Here is a 16,919-nt window from a genome sequence, read left to right as displayed (position 1 = left end):
GTTAATTTAGAAATTGTTTAATTACATCAATCAATTGCTTTTCTTCGATAGGTTTAATCAGATAATCGATTGCACCTTGACGCTTGCCCCATACTCGGTCAGTTGCCTGATCTTTAGTACTCACAATGACCACAGGAATATGTTTAGTTTCTTCATCACGGGTAATCTGGCGTGTTGCCTGAAAGCCATTAACACCTGGCATTACAACATCCATTAACACTAAGTCAGGCTGTTCTGCTTTTGCCAAAGTTACACCGTCTGCACCATTAGATGCTTCAAGTACATCATAGCCATGCTTGGTTAGAATTTCTCTAAAACGATAAGTTTCTGTTGGTGAGTCATCAACAATAAGAATACGTGCCATTTCTTTGCCCTTAAATTACTTAATTATGAACTTACATGATTACGAATCGCGTTTAACAATTCATCTTTGCTAAAAGGTTTCGTCAAATACTCATCTGAACCTACCACACGCCCTTTCGCCTGATCAAATAAACCATCTTTACTAGAGAGCATGATAACGGGAATGTTCTGATAATTTTGAGAGTTTTTAATCAAAGCACAAGTTTGATAACCATCTAAGCGAGGCATCATGATATCGACAAAAACAATATCTGGATTTGCCTCAGCAATTTTGGACAAAGCTTCAAATCCATCTACCGCAGTAATCACTTCACAGCCTTCTCGCTGTAATAAAGTTTCTGCTGTGCGGCGAATGGTTTTTGAGTCATCAATTACCATTACTTTCAGATTTTGGAATGCATCTTCCATTTAATCTTCCATCCCCATAAATATAAAATATAAATGCAATTTAACTTAAATTTGTTTTTACGCATTTATAAGCATTTTTAACATATCTCATGGTCTATTTTCAATGAGGCATTTCTGTCTACTTTCTCATTTATAAACAATAACTTTTAACCTCATCACACTTTAATTAAAATTATCATTTTTTTTATAATGACTATATTTTTATTCAGCTAAATAATAACTAATATAATAAAGATTAATTATTTAAAAATAAGCGATTTAGCTTTTTGTTTTTTGGGGATTTTCAATGAATAATCGGATGAAATATGCCTTTTATAGGAACTGCTTGTCTGTATCTGTAGGCATTATTTCCTTCGGTTCAATATGTTTATCAACAACCTTTGCTCTAGCCGATACTCCTAAAGTGGTCTGGTATCGTTATTATGATCAACAGGGCACGGCTAATATTAGTACATCAGTCACCCCTGCTCATATCCGTTACGGTTATGAAGTTCTAGATCAAAATATGCAAGTGATTAAAAGAAACCATTCTTATAATGCTCAAGCTGATTTAAATCAATCAAGTCAACGAGCACTGTCGGCACGGCATAGAGAACTCGATATCAAATTAAAAAATGCCTATAGCAATAGTAAAACAGCCACGATTAAAAGAGATCAAGCATTACTTGCCATAAAGAAGCAAATTAACTATCAACAGGAACAACTCGACCAGTTACAACAAGACAAAATTTTATTTAAACGTCAAGAAATGGAATATTTCAGAAAGAGAGAAGTTATTCCAGAGCACCATAAGACGTTGATTGAAAACAATCTAAATAATATTTACAGGGTCAAACAAACAATTGAAACACTTACCAAGACCTACAATCGTACCAATAGCGAGTATGAAAATATTATCGAACGTTTAAAAAAGCTTGAATAACTGTAACGGTTTATCAAGAATAGGGGCAAAATAAAATTTGAATTATAGGACGATGCTGTATGCACAAGATGCATCTCACCCCTTCCACTATTTTTAAACTGAGTATTATTAGTTTATGTTTGATTTTAGCTGCATGCAATCAGCAAGAAACAAATAAAACAACAGCATCAGCTCCAGCAAAAATTGAACTCATTCCTCAAGACCTGATAGCTGTTAAAGAGGGAGCACTTGACTCTCAAACTGCATTTACGGGTACTATTCGTGCGGTTCAGCAAAGTTCAATTCAGGCTCAAGTAAGTGCTACTGCCACCACTGTAACTACAAATGTTGGTCAGCAGGTACAAAAAGGCCAAGTTTTAGTGAGATTGAATAATCAAGACAATGTTGCACGCTTGGCCCAAGCGCGCGCCAACCTTGCCTCAGCTCAGTCACAAGCTGAACTTGCACGCAATTTAATGAACCGAAAGCAACGACTTTTTAATCAAGGGTTTATTGCTCGTGTCGAATTTGAACAGAGTCAGGTTGACTATAAAGGGCAACTTGAAAGCGTAAAAGCCCAACAAGCGAATGTTGATATTGCCCGTAAGGCCGATCAAGACGGTATTATCACCAGTCCAATTTCAGGCGTAATCACTAAACGACAAGTAGAACCTGGTCAAACTGTATCAGTTGGGCAGACTCTGTTTGAAATCGTGAATCCAGACCAACTTGAAATACAGGCCAAGTTACCAATTGAGCAACAATCTGCTCTTAAAGTGGGTAGCAGCATTCAATATCAGATTCAGGGAAATTCTAAACAATTAAATGCGACTCTTACGCGTATTTCACCTGTTGCAGATCAAGACAGCCGACAAATTGAGTTTTTTGCAGTTCCTAAAGAAAAAATTGATTCGTTAAGCATAGGGGCTTTCATTAATGGAAATATTCTTCGTAGTGACACTCAGCACGGCCAAACAATTCCTTTAGACAGCATTCAAAATATGCAACATGATCCTTTTGTATGGGTGGTACGTAATCACACTATTCAAAAAGTGAAAATTAGAGTGATTGAACAGCGCTATAACGGCAATATTGCTTTAGTTGATGGTTTACAAAACACAGATCTGGTGAGCCGTATTCAATTTGAAGATTCCGACATTAATAAAAAAGTGACGGTTACAACCGAAAAAAATAAATAAGGTAGCAAATAGCGTATGTGGTTTACTCGAATCAGTGTGAAATACCCCGTTTTTACTATTATGATGATGATCAGCTTAATGGTACTGGGGCTGGCCTCTTGGAAACGGATGACCGTTGAAGAGTTTCCGAACATCGATTTCCCATTTGTTGTGGTGACTACGCAATATGCTGGTGCTTCACCTGAAGCTGTCGAATCAGATATTACAAAAAAACTCGAAGATCAGATCAATACAATTTCAGGGATTAAACAAATCACTTCACGCTCAAGTGAAGGCTTTTCGATGATTGTAGCTGAGTTTAATCTCGATACTTCATCGGCCCTTGCAGCACAAGATGTTCGTGACAAAATTGCACCTGTCTCAGCTCAATTCCGTGATGAAATTGATACCCCGATTGTACAACGCTACGACCCTTCTTCTAGCCCGATCATGTCAGTTGTATTTGAATCAAATAGCATGAGTTTGGCTCAACTAAGTTCCTATGTAGATAAACGTATCGTGCCACAGCTTAAAACCGTGTCTGGTGTCGGTAATGTGAATTTATTGGGGGATGCCAAACGGCAAATACGAATAAAAATTCTTCCTGAGCAATTGCAAAGTTACGGCATTGGCATTGATCAGGTCATCAATACGCTAAAAAATGAAAACATTGAGGTTCCCGCAGGAACTTTACAGCAAAAGAATTCTGAACTGGTTGTACAAATTCAATCAAAGGTCATTCATCCACTTGCTTTTGGTGATTTGGTAATTGCCAATAAAAATGGTTCACCAATTTTTCTGAAGCAAGTTGCAACGATTGAAGATACACAAGCCGAACTACAATCAAGCGCATTTTATAATGGAAGAACCGCGGTCTCTATCGATATTTTAAAGAGTTCCGATGCCAATGTAATTCAGGTGGTCGATAAAACCTACCAAACGTTAGAGAAATTAAAAACACAAATGCCTGCGGGTTTAAACTACAAAGTTGTGGCCGACAGCTCGAAAGGAATTCGCGCTTCAATTAAAGATGTGACCCGTACCATTATTGAAGGTGCTGCCTTAGCAGTTTTAATTGTTCTATTATTTTTAGGCTCTTTCCGCTCTACCGTCATTACAGGCCTGACCTTACCGATTACTTTGCTAGGAACCTTAACTTTCATTTGGGCTTTTGGTTTTAGCATTAATATGATGACGTTATTAGCCCTATCACTCAGCATTGGTCTCTTAATTGATGATGCGATTGTTGTTCGAGAAAATATTGTAAGACATACTGAACTTGGCAAAGATCATGTGACTGCTGCCCTAGAAGGCACAAAAGAAATTGGTTTAGCCGTACTCGCAACCACGCTTACCATTGTAGCCGTATTTTTACCTGTTGCCTTCATGGGCGGGTTGATTGGGCGTTTCTTTTATCAGTTTGGCGTAACAGTCAGTACTGCTGTTTTAATTTCAATGTTTATTAGTTTTACGCTCGACCCAATGCTTTCTGCTCACTGGAAAGATCCGGTTAAGAAAAAAGATAATTGGCTACAACGCTTTTTTAACCATATTTCTAATGTGTTAGATCGACTTACCCATGTTTATGAAAAGCTCTTAAAGCTGGCTTTACGTTTCCGTTTCATCACAGTCATTATTGCAATTGTTTCACTATTTGCTGCACTAGGACTGTCTAAACTAATTGGGACCGAATTTGTACCTACCCCAGATAAAGGTGAAGTTCGTATTCAGTTTGAAACTCCTGTAGATGCATCTTTAGAATATACCCAAGCAAAACTCCATCAAGTCGATAAAATTATTAGACAGTTCCCCGATGTGGTTTCAACTTATGGCGTGGTCAACAGTGGGGTTGATTCTGGTAAAAACCGTGCAGGTTTAGGCGTGACCTTAAAGCCAAAACAAGAACGTAGCTCAGATCTGAATACACTCAACAATGAATTCCGTGATCGTTTGCAAAGTGTAGCGGGTATTCGAGTGACTTCTGTTGCCGCAGCACAAGATTCTGTTTCTGGCGGACAAAAGCCAATCATGATCTCTATTAAAGGATCTGACCTAAATGAACTACAGAAAATTTCAGATCGTTTTATTGCTGAAATGGAAAAAATTAAAGGTGTAGTTGATTTAGAAAGCTCATTGAAAGAACCGAAGCCGACTCTAGGTGTCCATATTAATCGTGTGCTGGCAAGTGACTTAGGTTTATCTGTTTCTCAGATTGCCAATGCGATTCGCCCATTAATTGCGGGTGATAATGTCACAACTTGGGAAGATCGCGATGGCGAAAATTATGACGTGAATATACGTTTAAATGAAAATAAACGTATGCTTCCGCAAGATGTGCAGAACCTATATCTCAATTCCAATAAGACCAATGCGACTGGGCAAAATATATTAGTTCCACTTAGCGCAGTTGCAACAACCGAAGAAAAACTCGGTGCATCACAAATTAACCGACGTGATCTTGAGCGTGAAGTACTGATTGAGGCAAATACCTCAGGACGACCTAGCGGTGACATTGGTCAAGACATCGATAAAATGCAAAAGGCATTTAAACTACCTGCTGGCTATACATTTGATACTCAAGGGGCAAATGCTGACATGGCTGAATCTGCTGGATATGCCTTAACAGCCATCACCCTCTCAATTGTATTTATCTATATTGTTTTAGGTTCTCAGTTTAATAGCTTTATTCATCCTGCTGCAATTATGACCTCTTTACCATTGTCACTCATTGGCGTTTTTCTTGCCCTATTCTTGTTCAAAAGTACCTTAAATCTATTTTCAATTATTGGCATTATCATGTTGATGGGGCTCGTCACTAAAAATGCGATTTTGCTTATCGACTTTATTAAGAAAGCAATGGATCAGGGGACAAGCCGTTACGATGCTATTTTACAAGCGGGCAAAACACGTTTACGTCCAATTTTAATGACGACAAGTGCTATGGTGATGGGGATGGTTCCTCTAGCTTTAGGGCTTGGTGAAGGCGGTGAGCAAAGCGCCCCAATGGCTCACGCTGTGATTGGGGGAGTAATTACCTCTACCCTATTGACTCTTGTGGTTGTACCCGTCATTTTCACTTATCTAGATGACTTGAAAAACTTTATGCTGCGTCAAACTCGACGATTCATGTCATAATGCAGCGATTATCGTATAATCTGCGTTTTTATAACGCTTAACTTTTAGGACTTTTTCCATGCGCGCAAGCCGCTTTTTATTTGCAACGTTGAGAGAAACCCCAAATGATGCTGAAGTGATTTCACACCAGCTCATGTTACGTGCGGGGATGATTCGTAAATTGGCATCTGGTTTATATACATGGCTGCCGATGGGAACACGTGTGCTTAAAAAAGTAGATGCGATTGTTCGTGAAGAAATGAACCGTTCAGGCGCAATGGAAGTATTCATGCCCGTGACTCAACCCGCAAGTCTTTGGGAAGAATCTGGTCGATATGAACAATATGGTCCTGAATTATTACGCTTTAAAGATCGTCATATGAACCCATTCGTACTTGGGCCAACGCATGAAGAAGTTATTACAGACATGGCGCGTAACGAACTCAAAAGTTATAAGCAGCTTCCTGTAAATTTCTATCAAATTCAAACCAAATTCCGTGATGAAATTCGTCCACGTTTTGGTGTAATGCGTTCACGTGAGTTCATCATGAAAGATGCTTATTCTTTCCATGCAACTCAAGAATCATTACAAGAAACTTATGACGTAATGTACGACACCTATAGCCGTATTTTCACTCGTTTAGGTTTAGATTTCCGTCCAGTACAAGCCGACACAGGTTCTATTGGTGGTTCAGCCTCACACGAATTCCACGTATTGGCTGCTAGTGGTGAAGATGACATCGCATTTTCAACTGAATCTGATTATGCAGCGAACGTTGAAATGGCTGAGGCTGTTTTAGTTGGTGAACGTGCGGCACCTACGCAAGAACTTAAATTGCTTGAAACACCAAACCAAAAAACGATTGATGATGTATGTCAGTTCTTAAATGCTGATCCTAAGCAATCTGTTAAAGCTTTATTGGTTCAAGGTGTTGCTGACGAAAAAGGACATGTTCCTGTTGTAGCTCTATTTGTACGTGGCGACCACGAACTGAATGAGATTAAAGCTGAGAAGCATCCTTTAGTTGCAGCTCCTCTTACTTTTGCAACTGAAGAACAACTTCAAGCATTTGGTTTAACTGCTGGCTTTACAGGTCCACAAGGTTTAGTCGAAAAAGGCTTAACTGTAATTGTTGACCGTGCCGCATCTGTGCTTTCAGACTTCGTTGCTGGTGCAAATGAAGCTGATAAACATGCAGTAGGCGTAAACTGGGAACGTGATGCACAAATTACCGAAGTTTTTGATTTGCGTAATGTCGTTGAAGGTGACCCATCTCCAGATGGTAAAGGCACACTACAAATTAAACGCGGTATTGAAGTAGGTCATATTTTCCAGCTTGGTACTAAATACTCTGAAGCTTTAGGCTGTAAAGTTCTAGGTGAAGACGGTAAACCATTTACAGTAACCATGGGATGCTACGGTATTGGTGTAACACGCGTTGTTGCAGCTGCAATTGAACAAAACTACGATAACAAAGGCATTATGTGGCCACAAGCCATTGCACCTTTTGAAATTGCAATTGTTCCAATGAATGCGCACAAATCACCACGTACTCTTGAAGCAGCAGAAGCACTTTATGCAGAACTTCAAGCTCAAGGTTTTGACGTGTTGCTTGATGACCGTAACGAACGTCCGGGTGTTAAATTCTCCGACCTTGAATTAATGGGTATTCCACACCGTATTGTGATTGGTGAAAAAGGTCTTGATGCGGGTACTTTTGAATATAAAGGCCGCCGAGATGCTGAAGCGAGCAATTTAACTAAAGAAGAACTTTTAGCTAAGTTAGCGCGTTAATAAATACATAAATAAAAAAGCAGCTTTTAGAAGCTGCTTTTTTTTAACTTAGTTTTTATACCTGAACTGTTAAGTCTTTGATGGTCGTTGATGAACCATTGGTTTTAACAGACTCAATTCCTTTATCTCGTGAAGCTTCACTCGCATAGAACTGACTCGTTCCAATAATCTGATGATTTGCAGCTTTTAAATTGAAATAAGGCTTTCCATTTTTTGCAGTTAAACGCTCATATCGCGCGTCATCACCACTGTTTTTTTGAATTGATTCAATACCATTTACAGCAGAGGCTTTTGCCTTATATAGCTCACTATTTAAAATAGGTTCACCATTTCCTGCCTTTAAGATAAAGCGGTATTGACCATCACTCGCTTGTGAAATTTCGTACCATCCTGCCATAAAAACCTCATTTTTTTGTTGGTGTGGGTATGACTTTCGTTATTATTCTGGACGAAAGTTATTTGTTATTTATGACAATATAAATGGGCTATCATTCTTTGAACAGACCATTTTTTATACTTTTTCGTAATAAAATTATAATGATGTTAGAAATTTAAAAAGTAGAGATATAAGTGCATATCTCTACTGAAATGTAATGAAAATTAACAATTTAAGCTTTTTTTACAAATTCAGATTTCAACTTCATCTGACCAATACCATCAATTTTGCAATCGATATTGTGACCATCACTTGCATCTGGAACTAAGCGAATCGTTTTTACTTTAGTGCCTACTTTGACGACTGAAGATGAACCTTTAATTTTTAAGTCTTTAATGACAGTTACGCTGTCACCATCGGCTAAAACATTTCCGTTAGCATCTTTAATAATTTCTTGTTCTTCAGTAAGCGATGCATCCCCTTCTTTCCACTCATTTGAGCATTCAGGACAAATCAATAAGTCGCCATCTTGGTAAGTATATTCTGATTGGCATTTTGGGCAATTTGGCAAAGACATGAAAAAAATCTCAAAAAGTATATTATGCGAGATATGACTCATTTTTTAAAGTTTTAAATAAAAGACTTTTACCAAAAAAAAATTTATACATTCATTTTGAGTTTTTACTTAATAAATATTCTTTCAAAATAATTGCATGATTATTTTCAACATCTTTTGCTGAATATAAAAGCGTAACTGTATGCTCTGCTGCAATGTGTTGCAGCTCTTCAATTGCGGAGTTGGTCTCAAGCTCTTTTAAATAACGCTGCTTAAATTCTTCCCAATGATCTGGCGTTGCAGCGTGGAACCACTTGCGAAGTTCAGTTGAAGGTGCAACCTCTTTTAGCCACAAATCCAAATGAGCATTTTCCTTACTTATTCCCCTGCTCCATAGACGATCAACTAAAATTCGCTTCCCATCACTAGGGTCAGCATTTTCATAAATTCTTTTAATGTATATATCCATAGTCTTTCTCTGAGTAAGGTTTACATTTTAGATAGATCTTATAAAAGAAAAGTGAGCAGATTTAGCTCCACTCACTTTTTAAATAGTTCATTAAAATTTTAGAAAGCTTATTGGTCAGGGATATCCGCTTCGATTAACAAAGTCAGTAAAGATAAAGATTCTTGCCATCCCAAATAGCAAGCTTCCTCGGGAATAACTTCAGGTATGCCTTCTTGTGTGATGTGTACTTCCGTACCCACCATTACCGTTTTCAATGTAATGGTGACTTGCATCGTGCCCGGTAAATTTGGGTCATCGAATTGATCGTTATATCGAATTAACTCATGTGGAATTAACTCAACATATGTCCCACCAAAAGCGTGTGTTGAACCTGTCGAAAAATTGGTAAAACTCATTTTATATGAGCCACCAACATTTGCATCAAAACTATGAACCTTGGCAGTAAAGCCGTGCGGTGGTAACCACTTTACTAAAGCATCTGGATCTAAAAATGCACGGTAAACCCGCTCGGCTGGAGCCTTAAATACGCGATGAAATTTCACTGTTCCTGTTGCCATCATATTCTCCTTATTTTAATTTCTTTTAAATTATCGAAATTATGTTTATTAGCTTAAACCTTCAGATTTATACGAACGTATATTTTTGGTGTTTTTTCAAACAAAATACTTTCTTTGGGCCTAATCAAATTACGAAAACTATGGCTGATTTTTTAGTAAAAATGGAGCAAAATAGTCAGCAATCATAAAGAAACATATTGAATTTGAGATTAATCATGAGTCTGCTCGCTTTCTCCTCATATGCTTTAAACGGTGTAGATGCACAGAAGTTTTTACAAGGCCAAGTTACTGTAGATACTGAACGTTTAACTGAAAATGAAACTCGCTATACAGCCATTTGTGATCTTAAAGGTCGTATTCACTTTGGCTTGTGGCTAAAGAAGATTAATCCTGAAAGTTTTGAAATTGTAGTTGCTCAAGATCAAGCAGAAGAGTTTGCCAAACATGTTAAAAAATTTGGTGCTTTTTCAAAAATGACCTTGAGTGAACAAGACCCTGCTTTTCCAAAGATCATTGGTCATCAGACTGAATTTTCTGCACAAGAAACTGATATTTCTGAATGGCAAAAACAAGCCATTATGACAGGTCAAGCGTGGATTACTCAGGCAACTGAACATGTATTCCAACCACAAGAATTACGTTTACATCAACGTGAAGGCGTAAATTACGATAAAGGTTGTTACCTAGGTCAGGAAATTGTGGCGCGTCTTTGGTTTAAAGCAAAACCAAAACACTGGTTACATCTGGTTCAAGGTACAGGCGAGGCACCAGCTTCAGCAACTCAATTAAATAACGATGTTGAAGTTGTTAATAGTATTGCAAATAATGAAGGTTATCTTGCTTTAGTTGTTGCAAAACCTGCTGCTCTACAAGAGTTGGGTCTTCAAGTTCTTGAGTTACCTGAAGCCTTAAGTGGTGATGTTGCAAGACCACAATAATAATTTTTACTGATTCTTAAAAGCCCATCTATAAATTGGTGGGCTTTTTTATAGATACAAAACACTAATGAATTCATTAGATTAGAACATCAAATTTTTAAGTTTTATATGCCATCATTAACCCTGTTGAAATTAAAGAGAAAAAAGATGAAAACTAAACTTGCTACACTCATGTTGAGTTTGGCTATTTTCGGTTCTGCCCATGCTGACGTTAAAGCACTTGAACAAAATCTTAAGACGAATTATCCAGATTTGCCTGTAAAAGGTGTTTATCAGTCGCCAGTTCAAGGCATTTATGAAGTGTATACAAGTGGTCGTATTGTCTATACCAACCAAGATGCGAAATACTTTTTTGTTGGTAACTTAGTCGACATCAAACAACAAAAAAATATGACTGAAGAACGTATTGCCGAATTGGGTAAGATTGATGTTAAAAGCTTACCGCTCAATCAAGCAATTAAGTACGTAAAAGGAAAAGGCGAACGTACAATCTATATCTTTACTGATCCTGATTGTCCATATTGCCAACACCTAGAACAAAATATGGTTGGGGTTGATAATGTAACGGTATATGTTTTCCTTTACCCGCTGACCAGTTTGCATCCAAACGCCGAAAAAGTATCTAATCAAATCTGGTGCTCAAAAAATCCGGCAGAATCTTGGACGAACTATATGCTTAACCGTAAATTACCTACGACCAGCAAAAATTGTTCGACCCCAATCCAGAAAAACATCGCCTTAGGTAATAAATTAAATATTGATGGAACACCGACTCTGTTCTTACAAGATGGTCAAAGAATTTCTGGCGTACCAAGTGATGCCAAACAAATTGAAGCATTACTTCAGTCAGCAAAATAATAATATTACCCACTCCGTTTTATGAATGTGAGTGGGTGTTTTTTCTCCACAATTTGCCCAAAGTGCAGCGCTTTATATACAAATCGGCTGTTTACTTTCAGCTATCAATATTTATGATGAGAAATTGAAACTATTTTAATGCATCAACGGAATGATGTAGCTACGAAGTAAAAGGTTAAAAAGAAATGAAGAAATTACTAATCGCAAGCCTAATCACCCTTTCAAGTGCATCAATTTTTGCAGCAGATAACACCTCAGCTGCTACTAAAACAGATGCGTTTAAACAAGCCGAACAACTTTATGCAGCAAAAAATTACCCTGCTGCCTTTCAGGAAATGCAGCGCTTAGCCCAAACAGGCAATGCCCAAGCGATCTATAACTTAGGTTATATGACCCAAACGGGCCAAGGAACAGCAAAAGACTCTTCTAAAGCGCTCAAATATTATGAAGATGCTTCAAATAAGGGTTATGCCCAAGCGAGTTACACACTTGCACAAATTTATGAGACTGGTGAATTAGGTGTTGCCAAAGACAGCAACAAATTCAGTCAATATATTCAAAAAGCATCGGCTCAAGGTTCCGATGATGCAACCGTGAAAATTGCGACAATTTTATTTGCTCAGAAAAAACCGCAGTCACATCAAATTGCCCTTCAAAAGTTAGCGCCTTTAATCAGAAAGGGTAACTATCCTGCTACTCAGGTGAAAGCACTTTATGATATTAGCCAAGGTGTGGAAAATAAAAATCCGTTAATGAAACGCCAAGGTATCGAAGCTTTACAGTCAATCGCACAAAAAGGTTACGCTCCTGCGTCTATGGCTTTAGCAACCATGATGGCGAATGGCAATATCATTCCGCAAAATTTACCTGAGGCCAAAAAGATCTTTACTGAACTTGCCAATCAAAATGTTCCGAATGCTAAAGAGTCTTTAGCCTCGGTTGATAAGATTATTGCAGAAAAAAGTAAACAGGCTGCTAATGCTCCCGCACAGCCAGCACCAAAGAAATAGTCAATGATTAGCCCCTTACGGGGCTTTTCTTTTACCACCACAAAGCAATAAGCCCGCTAACGCCAATAAAACCAACAACTGTACTAATCATAAGCGGTGTTAATGCTTTTTCATTTAAACCGTAAGCTTGCCCAAAAATTCCGAAAGCAATAGGCATTGGTAAAGCAGCAATTAATGTTCCTGCGTAAAGCATTTCACGACTTACATCAGGAGTTATCAAAAAGAGAGCAAAAATAACAGATGGCATGAGAATAACTTTAAATATCGCCAACAAAATACTTTCTGTATTTACTGTTGTGATTCCAATACCGACTAAACTCCCCCCAATGGCAAACAAAGCCAAAGGCGAAGCTGTGCGTCCAAGTAACTCTAGAGACTGATCAAGAGTCGTAGGAAGATTAACATCGAGAAGAATACATCCCATCCCAACCAAAATCGCAATAATGACAGGATTCTTGAGTAAGTTTAAAAAAGTCTGTTTTAAAAGCGGTAATAGTTTCTGCTGTTGATGTAACCCAGCTTCGGCCAGAATGAGCATCAGCGCCACAATCAATAAATTCTCAATGATGAGTGTCAAAGAAATATAAATCGCAGCATGATTACCTATCAGCATGGTTAAAATAGCTGTTCCCATAAATCCAGTATTGGACATAGATGCGCCCATCGAAATCACGGCGCTATGAGTTAAACTATTTTTAAAATATTTTCGATAAAGAATAAAAGCCAAGAAAAATAAAATTAAAGACCCACCACCATAAGCAAGAAAATAAGCGGGGTGCCAAATGTCTTGTAAGTTTTTATTTGCCAAAGAATGAATTAAAAAAGCTGGTAAGGAAATTTTAATTACGAATGCGCTAAGAGCCCTGATCTGTTCAGGTGTTACCAATTTGATGAGGACACAAACATAGCCCATCAATAGCAATATCAAGATAGGTAAAATAACCTGAAAAACCACTGACCTTCCTCACTTAGCGAAAGAAAAATGGGCAAAGATGACTTTGCCCAATACAATTAAAACGAGTTAAAAAGCTGTTTCAATCCATGGGGCTGACAACGCAAATACTGAGGCGCAATTTTAACTTCTGCACCTAAAGCCGCTGCTGCATGCCAAGGCCATCTTGGGTCATATAACATCGCACGAGCAAGACCAATAGCATCAGCTTGCTGGTTTTCCAAAATTTGTTCGGCGTGTTCTGGCTCAGTAATTAACCCTACAGCAATGACTGGAATGGACACATGCTTTTTGACTTGTTCAGCAAATGGAACTTGGTAACCTGCTCCAATCGTAATAGATTGATGCTCGTGTAAGCCACCACTAGACACATGCACATAGGCTGCGCCCAACTGCTCTAAAGCTTTTGATAAACCCACTGTAGATTCAACATCCCAATGCTCGATACTCTCTAACCAATCAGTCGCAGACAGTCTAACGCCAACTGGATAACCTTCAGGTACAGCCAATTTAATTGCCTGAAGAACCTCAAGAGTCATACGCATACGGTTTTCTAAAGAACCGCCATATTCATCAGTACGCTGATTGGCAATTGGTGATAAGAATTGATGTAGTAGGTAACCATGTGCAGCATGAACTTCAATCAACTCAAACCCAGCTTCTACAGCACGTTTTGCAGCTGCTGCAAAATCTTGTTGAACTTGTTTAATCTCAGCAATGGTCAAAGCATGTGGCGCTGCATCATGAACAGAAAAAGTACTTTCACTTGGTGCAACCGTTTGCCAACCATGAGGCTGATCTTTTGCAATTTGACCTTTGCCTAACCATGGCTTTTCAGTAGACGCTTTACGCCCTGCATGTGCTAACTGAATTCCAAATGGCATCGGTGAAAGTGTGTGAACCTTAGCTAACAACGCTTTGATTTGGTCACGTTGCTGATCATTCCAGAGCCCAAGGTCAGCATAACTAATACGCCCTTCGGCTTGTACAGTAGTTGCTTCTACAATACAAAGTCCTGCACCAGACAACGCATAATTTGCCCATTGCTGTTCATGCCAATAGGTAATTTCACCCTCATCTGTTGCCGAATATTGGCACATTGGAGCAATTACAATTCTATTGACCAGTTGTAGTGAACCAAAGTTAACCGTTTCAAATAATTTTGCCATTTTTAATTCCTAGAATTGCTTAATTACACGTAAACCTGCACTCCAGTTACGTCCATCCGCTGGTTCAAAGTAGCGTCCATTACCATCATTTACGATCACTGAACCTGCATAGTTCTTATCAAATAGGTTATCAACGCGGGCAAAGCTATTCACTTTCCAGTCGCCCATTACCCATGCATAACCCACATTAGCTGAGGTTACACTGTAGCTTGGCGCTGCGTCACTGTTGGTATCATTCACGTATACTTTATCCATATACTGTACATCTACACCGCCATATAGACCGTGCGATGGCTGCCAAGCTAAAGAGGCATAAGCTTGGTTTTTAGCAATTCCAGGAATGGCATTACCTTCTGGGATCTCAGAAATTTTCCCAGCAGCGGGTACGGTAGAATCAAAGGTTGCATCTAAATATGTATAGCTAGCAGTCGCAGTTAAATCTCGCCACAACTTTTTATTCCATGCAAACTCTACGCCTTCACGTAAAGTTTTATCTGCATTACGGAAGGTCGCTCTTCCCCCTACGGTTTCGGCTGCTACAATGTCATCTTTGGTTTTTGTTTGAAAAACTGCCAAAGTAAAATTACCTAAACGGTTTTGTGACTTTAAGCCTGTTTCATAGGTATCACTTGTAGATGGTTTTAAATCAAAGTTAAAACCTGACTTTAATATATCTGTTTGATAAGCCATTTCAGTAAAGGTTGGTGTTTCAAAACCTTTGGCATAACTCACATAGGCCATCAGTTCAGGTAAAATTTGCCAGCTTAAAGCAGCAGAAGGTAAAACTTTATTGTAGTCAGTCTTACCACTATCGTCGCCATTACTTAAATAGTTATCTTTAGATTTGTAATGGACATTGCTATAGCGTACGCCCGTATCTAAACGCCACGTTGGTAAGAACTGCCATGAAGCTTGTAAATAGGGGTCGATATTCCACAAAGTATTGTCTTCATCACGGCGTAAATTACCTTTAACACCATAAGATTCTTTACCATTTACCATTACAAAATTATTATAGCCTTGACGATCTTCATCCATATTGTCTAAAGCAATACCTACACTAAATGTAGTATTCGGTAATAATTCTTTACCTGTCCAACGGAAATCAGCACCATAATAGTTACGCTCGAAATCAATCACAGCACCGGCATGAGTAGGTAGCTTCTGAGAGGTAACTCCATTAGGAATTGCCTGATATTGAGTGACTTTGCGGTTGCCTAAATATGCCATGGCATAAAGCTCATGGTGATCATTGATTGGTTTAAACCAAGTCACACCTGTTTGAGTTTGTTCAATATCTTTGCGCGCGTTAAATCCCATATTTTTTACATAAGGAGCGATTTGTTTTGGGTTTGCTTGCCAATCCTCACGCTCTAACCCCATTGGATCATCTGCATGAATTTTGACATAGTTGGTTATCCAGTTGATTTTGCTACCATCGTCAAGGTTCCAACTGAGCTTTGCATTATTTAATACTTTTTCTGCACCGCTATGCTCTCGGTAACCATCAGTGTCGAAGTATGATGAGCTGATAACATAACTTGGTTCAGTCGCACCTTTTGCCCCACCTTGTAACACTAACCCGGCTCGGCTTTTATCGTGGCTGCCTCCCGAATAGCTCAGCTCGATTGAGTCTTTCCCTTGACCTTCTTTAGTAGACGTTAAAATTGTACCGCCCGATGAGTTTCCATATAGCGATGAAAAAGGTCCGGTTAGAACTTCAACATGGTCCAGACTACTTAAATCAATATTAGATGTTTGACCTTGTCCATCTGGCATTGTTGCAGGAATACCATCTACATATAGACGAATGCCTCGAACACCAAAAGTAGAGCGTGCACCAAAACCACGCATGGAAAGCTGTAAATCTTGAGCATAATTTTCACGATTACGAATCTGTAAACTCGGTATACCTTTCACAACCTCGGTTAAATTTACTTGTGAAGAAGTATCAACTTGAGGTGCATCTATTCGAAAAACAGAAGCTGGTGTTTGCAAGTAGGTTGTATCGGTACGGGTTGCTTCCACATGTAATGTTGGCAATACCGCAATGTTTTGAGCTGAGTCATCTGCCCAAACAAATGGACTAGAAATGCAGCCCATACTCATTAAAATACAGTAGTGAAGTCGGTCTAAGCGTAATAAGGACATGCTTATTTCCTTTATTTATATTGTAGTTATGATAACAAAAAGCGGTGTCTTGTCTGGATATTGAATTCGATCTGCATTGTTGTAAATCTAGAACACTATTCATCGATATCTAAAAATTGATTTC

16 protein-coding genes are annotated in these 16,919 nt (G+C 38.5%); 7 read left to right on the top strand and 9 right to left on the bottom strand.

Translation table 11 applies throughout. The features are described 5' to 3' along the window. Position 1 precedes the first annotated feature (1 nt). Positions 2-364: a response regulator gene (locus FY048_RS15605; protein ID WP_016137139.1), complete on the bottom strand. Its 363-nt coding sequence runs from the start codon at positions 362-364 to the stop codon at positions 2-4. Between the two features lie 23 nt (positions 365-387). Beyond that, the gene (gene pilG, locus FY048_RS15600; RefSeq protein WP_000389061.1) at positions 388-771 is read right to left on the bottom strand and encodes a twitching motility response regulator PilG; all 384 of its coding nucleotides are present in this window, start codon (positions 769-771) and stop codon (positions 388-390) included. A 286-nt stretch (positions 772-1,057) separates the two neighbouring features. Between pilG and FY048_RS15595 the strand changes: the two genes are divergently transcribed. From FY048_RS15595 to FY048_RS15580, 4 genes are all read left to right on the top strand, one after another. Beyond that, positions 1,058-1,693, top strand: a complete 636-nt coding sequence (locus FY048_RS15595) for a hypothetical protein (RefSeq protein WP_446091741.1) — start codon at positions 1,058-1,060, stop codon at positions 1,691-1,693. A 68-nt stretch (positions 1,694-1,761) separates the two neighbouring features. After that, positions 1,762-2,871 (top strand): efflux RND transporter periplasmic adaptor subunit, encoded by a 1,110-nt coding sequence (locus FY048_RS15590; protein WP_446091752.1) that lies wholly within the window; start codon positions 1,762-1,764, stop codon positions 2,869-2,871. A 15-nt stretch (positions 2,872-2,886) separates the two neighbouring features. Continuing rightward, positions 2,887-5,985: an efflux RND transporter permease subunit gene (locus FY048_RS15585; protein ID WP_446091740.1), complete on the top strand. Its 3,099-nt coding sequence runs from the start codon at positions 2,887-2,889 to the stop codon at positions 5,983-5,985. A gap of 58 nt (positions 5,986-6,043) precedes the next feature. After that, on the top strand, positions 6,044-7,759 hold the full coding sequence (locus FY048_RS15580) for a proline--tRNA ligase (RefSeq protein ID WP_446091739.1): 1,716 nt from the start codon (positions 6,044-6,046) through the stop codon (positions 7,757-7,759). Positions 7,760-7,814: 55 nt separating this feature from the next. Here FY048_RS15580 and FY048_RS15575 read toward each other — a convergent pair whose 3' ends face one another. The 4 genes from FY048_RS15575 to FY048_RS15560 all read right to left on the bottom strand — a co-directional run bounded on the left by FY048_RS15575 (position 7,815) and on the right by FY048_RS15560 (position 9,720). After that, positions 7,815-8,156: a YegP family protein gene (locus FY048_RS15575; protein WP_270903488.1), complete on the bottom strand. Its 342-nt coding sequence runs from the start codon at positions 8,154-8,156 to the stop codon at positions 7,815-7,817. A 211-nt stretch (positions 8,157-8,367) separates the two neighbouring features. Next, entirely contained in the window at positions 8,368-8,712 is a 345-nt protein-coding gene (locus FY048_RS15570) for a zinc ribbon domain-containing protein YjdM (RefSeq protein WP_016137144.1), read from the bottom strand. 91 nt (positions 8,713-8,803) lie between these two features. Further along, positions 8,804-9,160 carry a DUF488 domain-containing protein gene (locus FY048_RS15565; protein ID WP_446091738.1) on the bottom strand — a complete coding sequence of 119 codons (357 nt, stop codon included), beginning with the start codon at positions 9,158-9,160 and terminating at the stop codon, positions 8,804-8,806. Positions 9,161-9,267: 107 nt separating this feature from the next. Continuing rightward, complete coding sequence (locus tag FY048_RS15560; RefSeq protein WP_446091737.1) at positions 9,268-9,720, bottom strand: SRPBCC family protein; 453 nt, start codon at positions 9,718-9,720, stop codon at positions 9,268-9,270. A 212-nt stretch (positions 9,721-9,932) separates the two neighbouring features. Between FY048_RS15560 and ygfZ the strand changes: the two genes are divergently transcribed. The 3 genes from ygfZ (at position 9,933) to FY048_RS15545 (ending at position 12,523) form a co-directional block, all read left to right on the top strand. Then, positions 9,933-10,655, top strand: a complete 723-nt coding sequence (gene ygfZ, locus FY048_RS15555; RefSeq protein WP_446091736.1) for a CAF17-like 4Fe-4S cluster assembly/insertion protein YgfZ — start codon at positions 9,933-9,935, stop codon at positions 10,653-10,655. A 147-nt stretch (positions 10,656-10,802) separates the two neighbouring features. Next, positions 10,803-11,513 (top strand): DsbC family protein, encoded by a 711-nt coding sequence (locus FY048_RS15550; RefSeq protein ID WP_016137148.1) that lies wholly within the window; start codon positions 10,803-10,805, stop codon positions 11,511-11,513. A gap of 185 nt (positions 11,514-11,698) precedes the next feature. After that, a complete protein-coding gene (locus FY048_RS15545; protein WP_446091735.1) occupies positions 11,699-12,523 on the top strand; it encodes a tetratricopeptide repeat protein in 825 nt (274 codons plus the stop codon). 31 nt (positions 12,524-12,554) lie between these two features. Here FY048_RS15545 and FY048_RS15540 read toward each other — a convergent pair whose 3' ends face one another. From FY048_RS15540 to FY048_RS15530, 3 genes are read right to left on the bottom strand one after another with little or no spacing between them, the layout of a single operon-like run. Next, on the bottom strand, positions 12,555-13,478 hold the full coding sequence (locus FY048_RS15540) for an AEC family transporter (RefSeq protein WP_446091734.1): 924 nt from the start codon (positions 13,476-13,478) through the stop codon (positions 12,555-12,557). Between the two features lie 56 nt (positions 13,479-13,534). Then, positions 13,535-14,644, bottom strand: a complete 1,110-nt coding sequence (locus FY048_RS15535; RefSeq protein WP_446091733.1) for an NADH:flavin oxidoreductase/NADH oxidase — start codon at positions 14,642-14,644, stop codon at positions 13,535-13,537. A 9-nt stretch (positions 14,645-14,653) separates the two neighbouring features. Continuing rightward, positions 14,654-16,795: a TonB-dependent receptor family protein gene (locus FY048_RS15530; protein WP_446091732.1), complete on the bottom strand. Its 2,142-nt coding sequence runs from the start codon at positions 16,793-16,795 to the stop codon at positions 14,654-14,656. Positions 16,796-16,919 lie beyond the last annotated feature (124 nt).

Source organism: Acinetobacter sp. 1124_18A (assembly GCF_052824995.1).
Note: the sequence above shows the minus strand (reverse complement) of the source record. Positions and strands in the feature narration are given on the sequence as shown.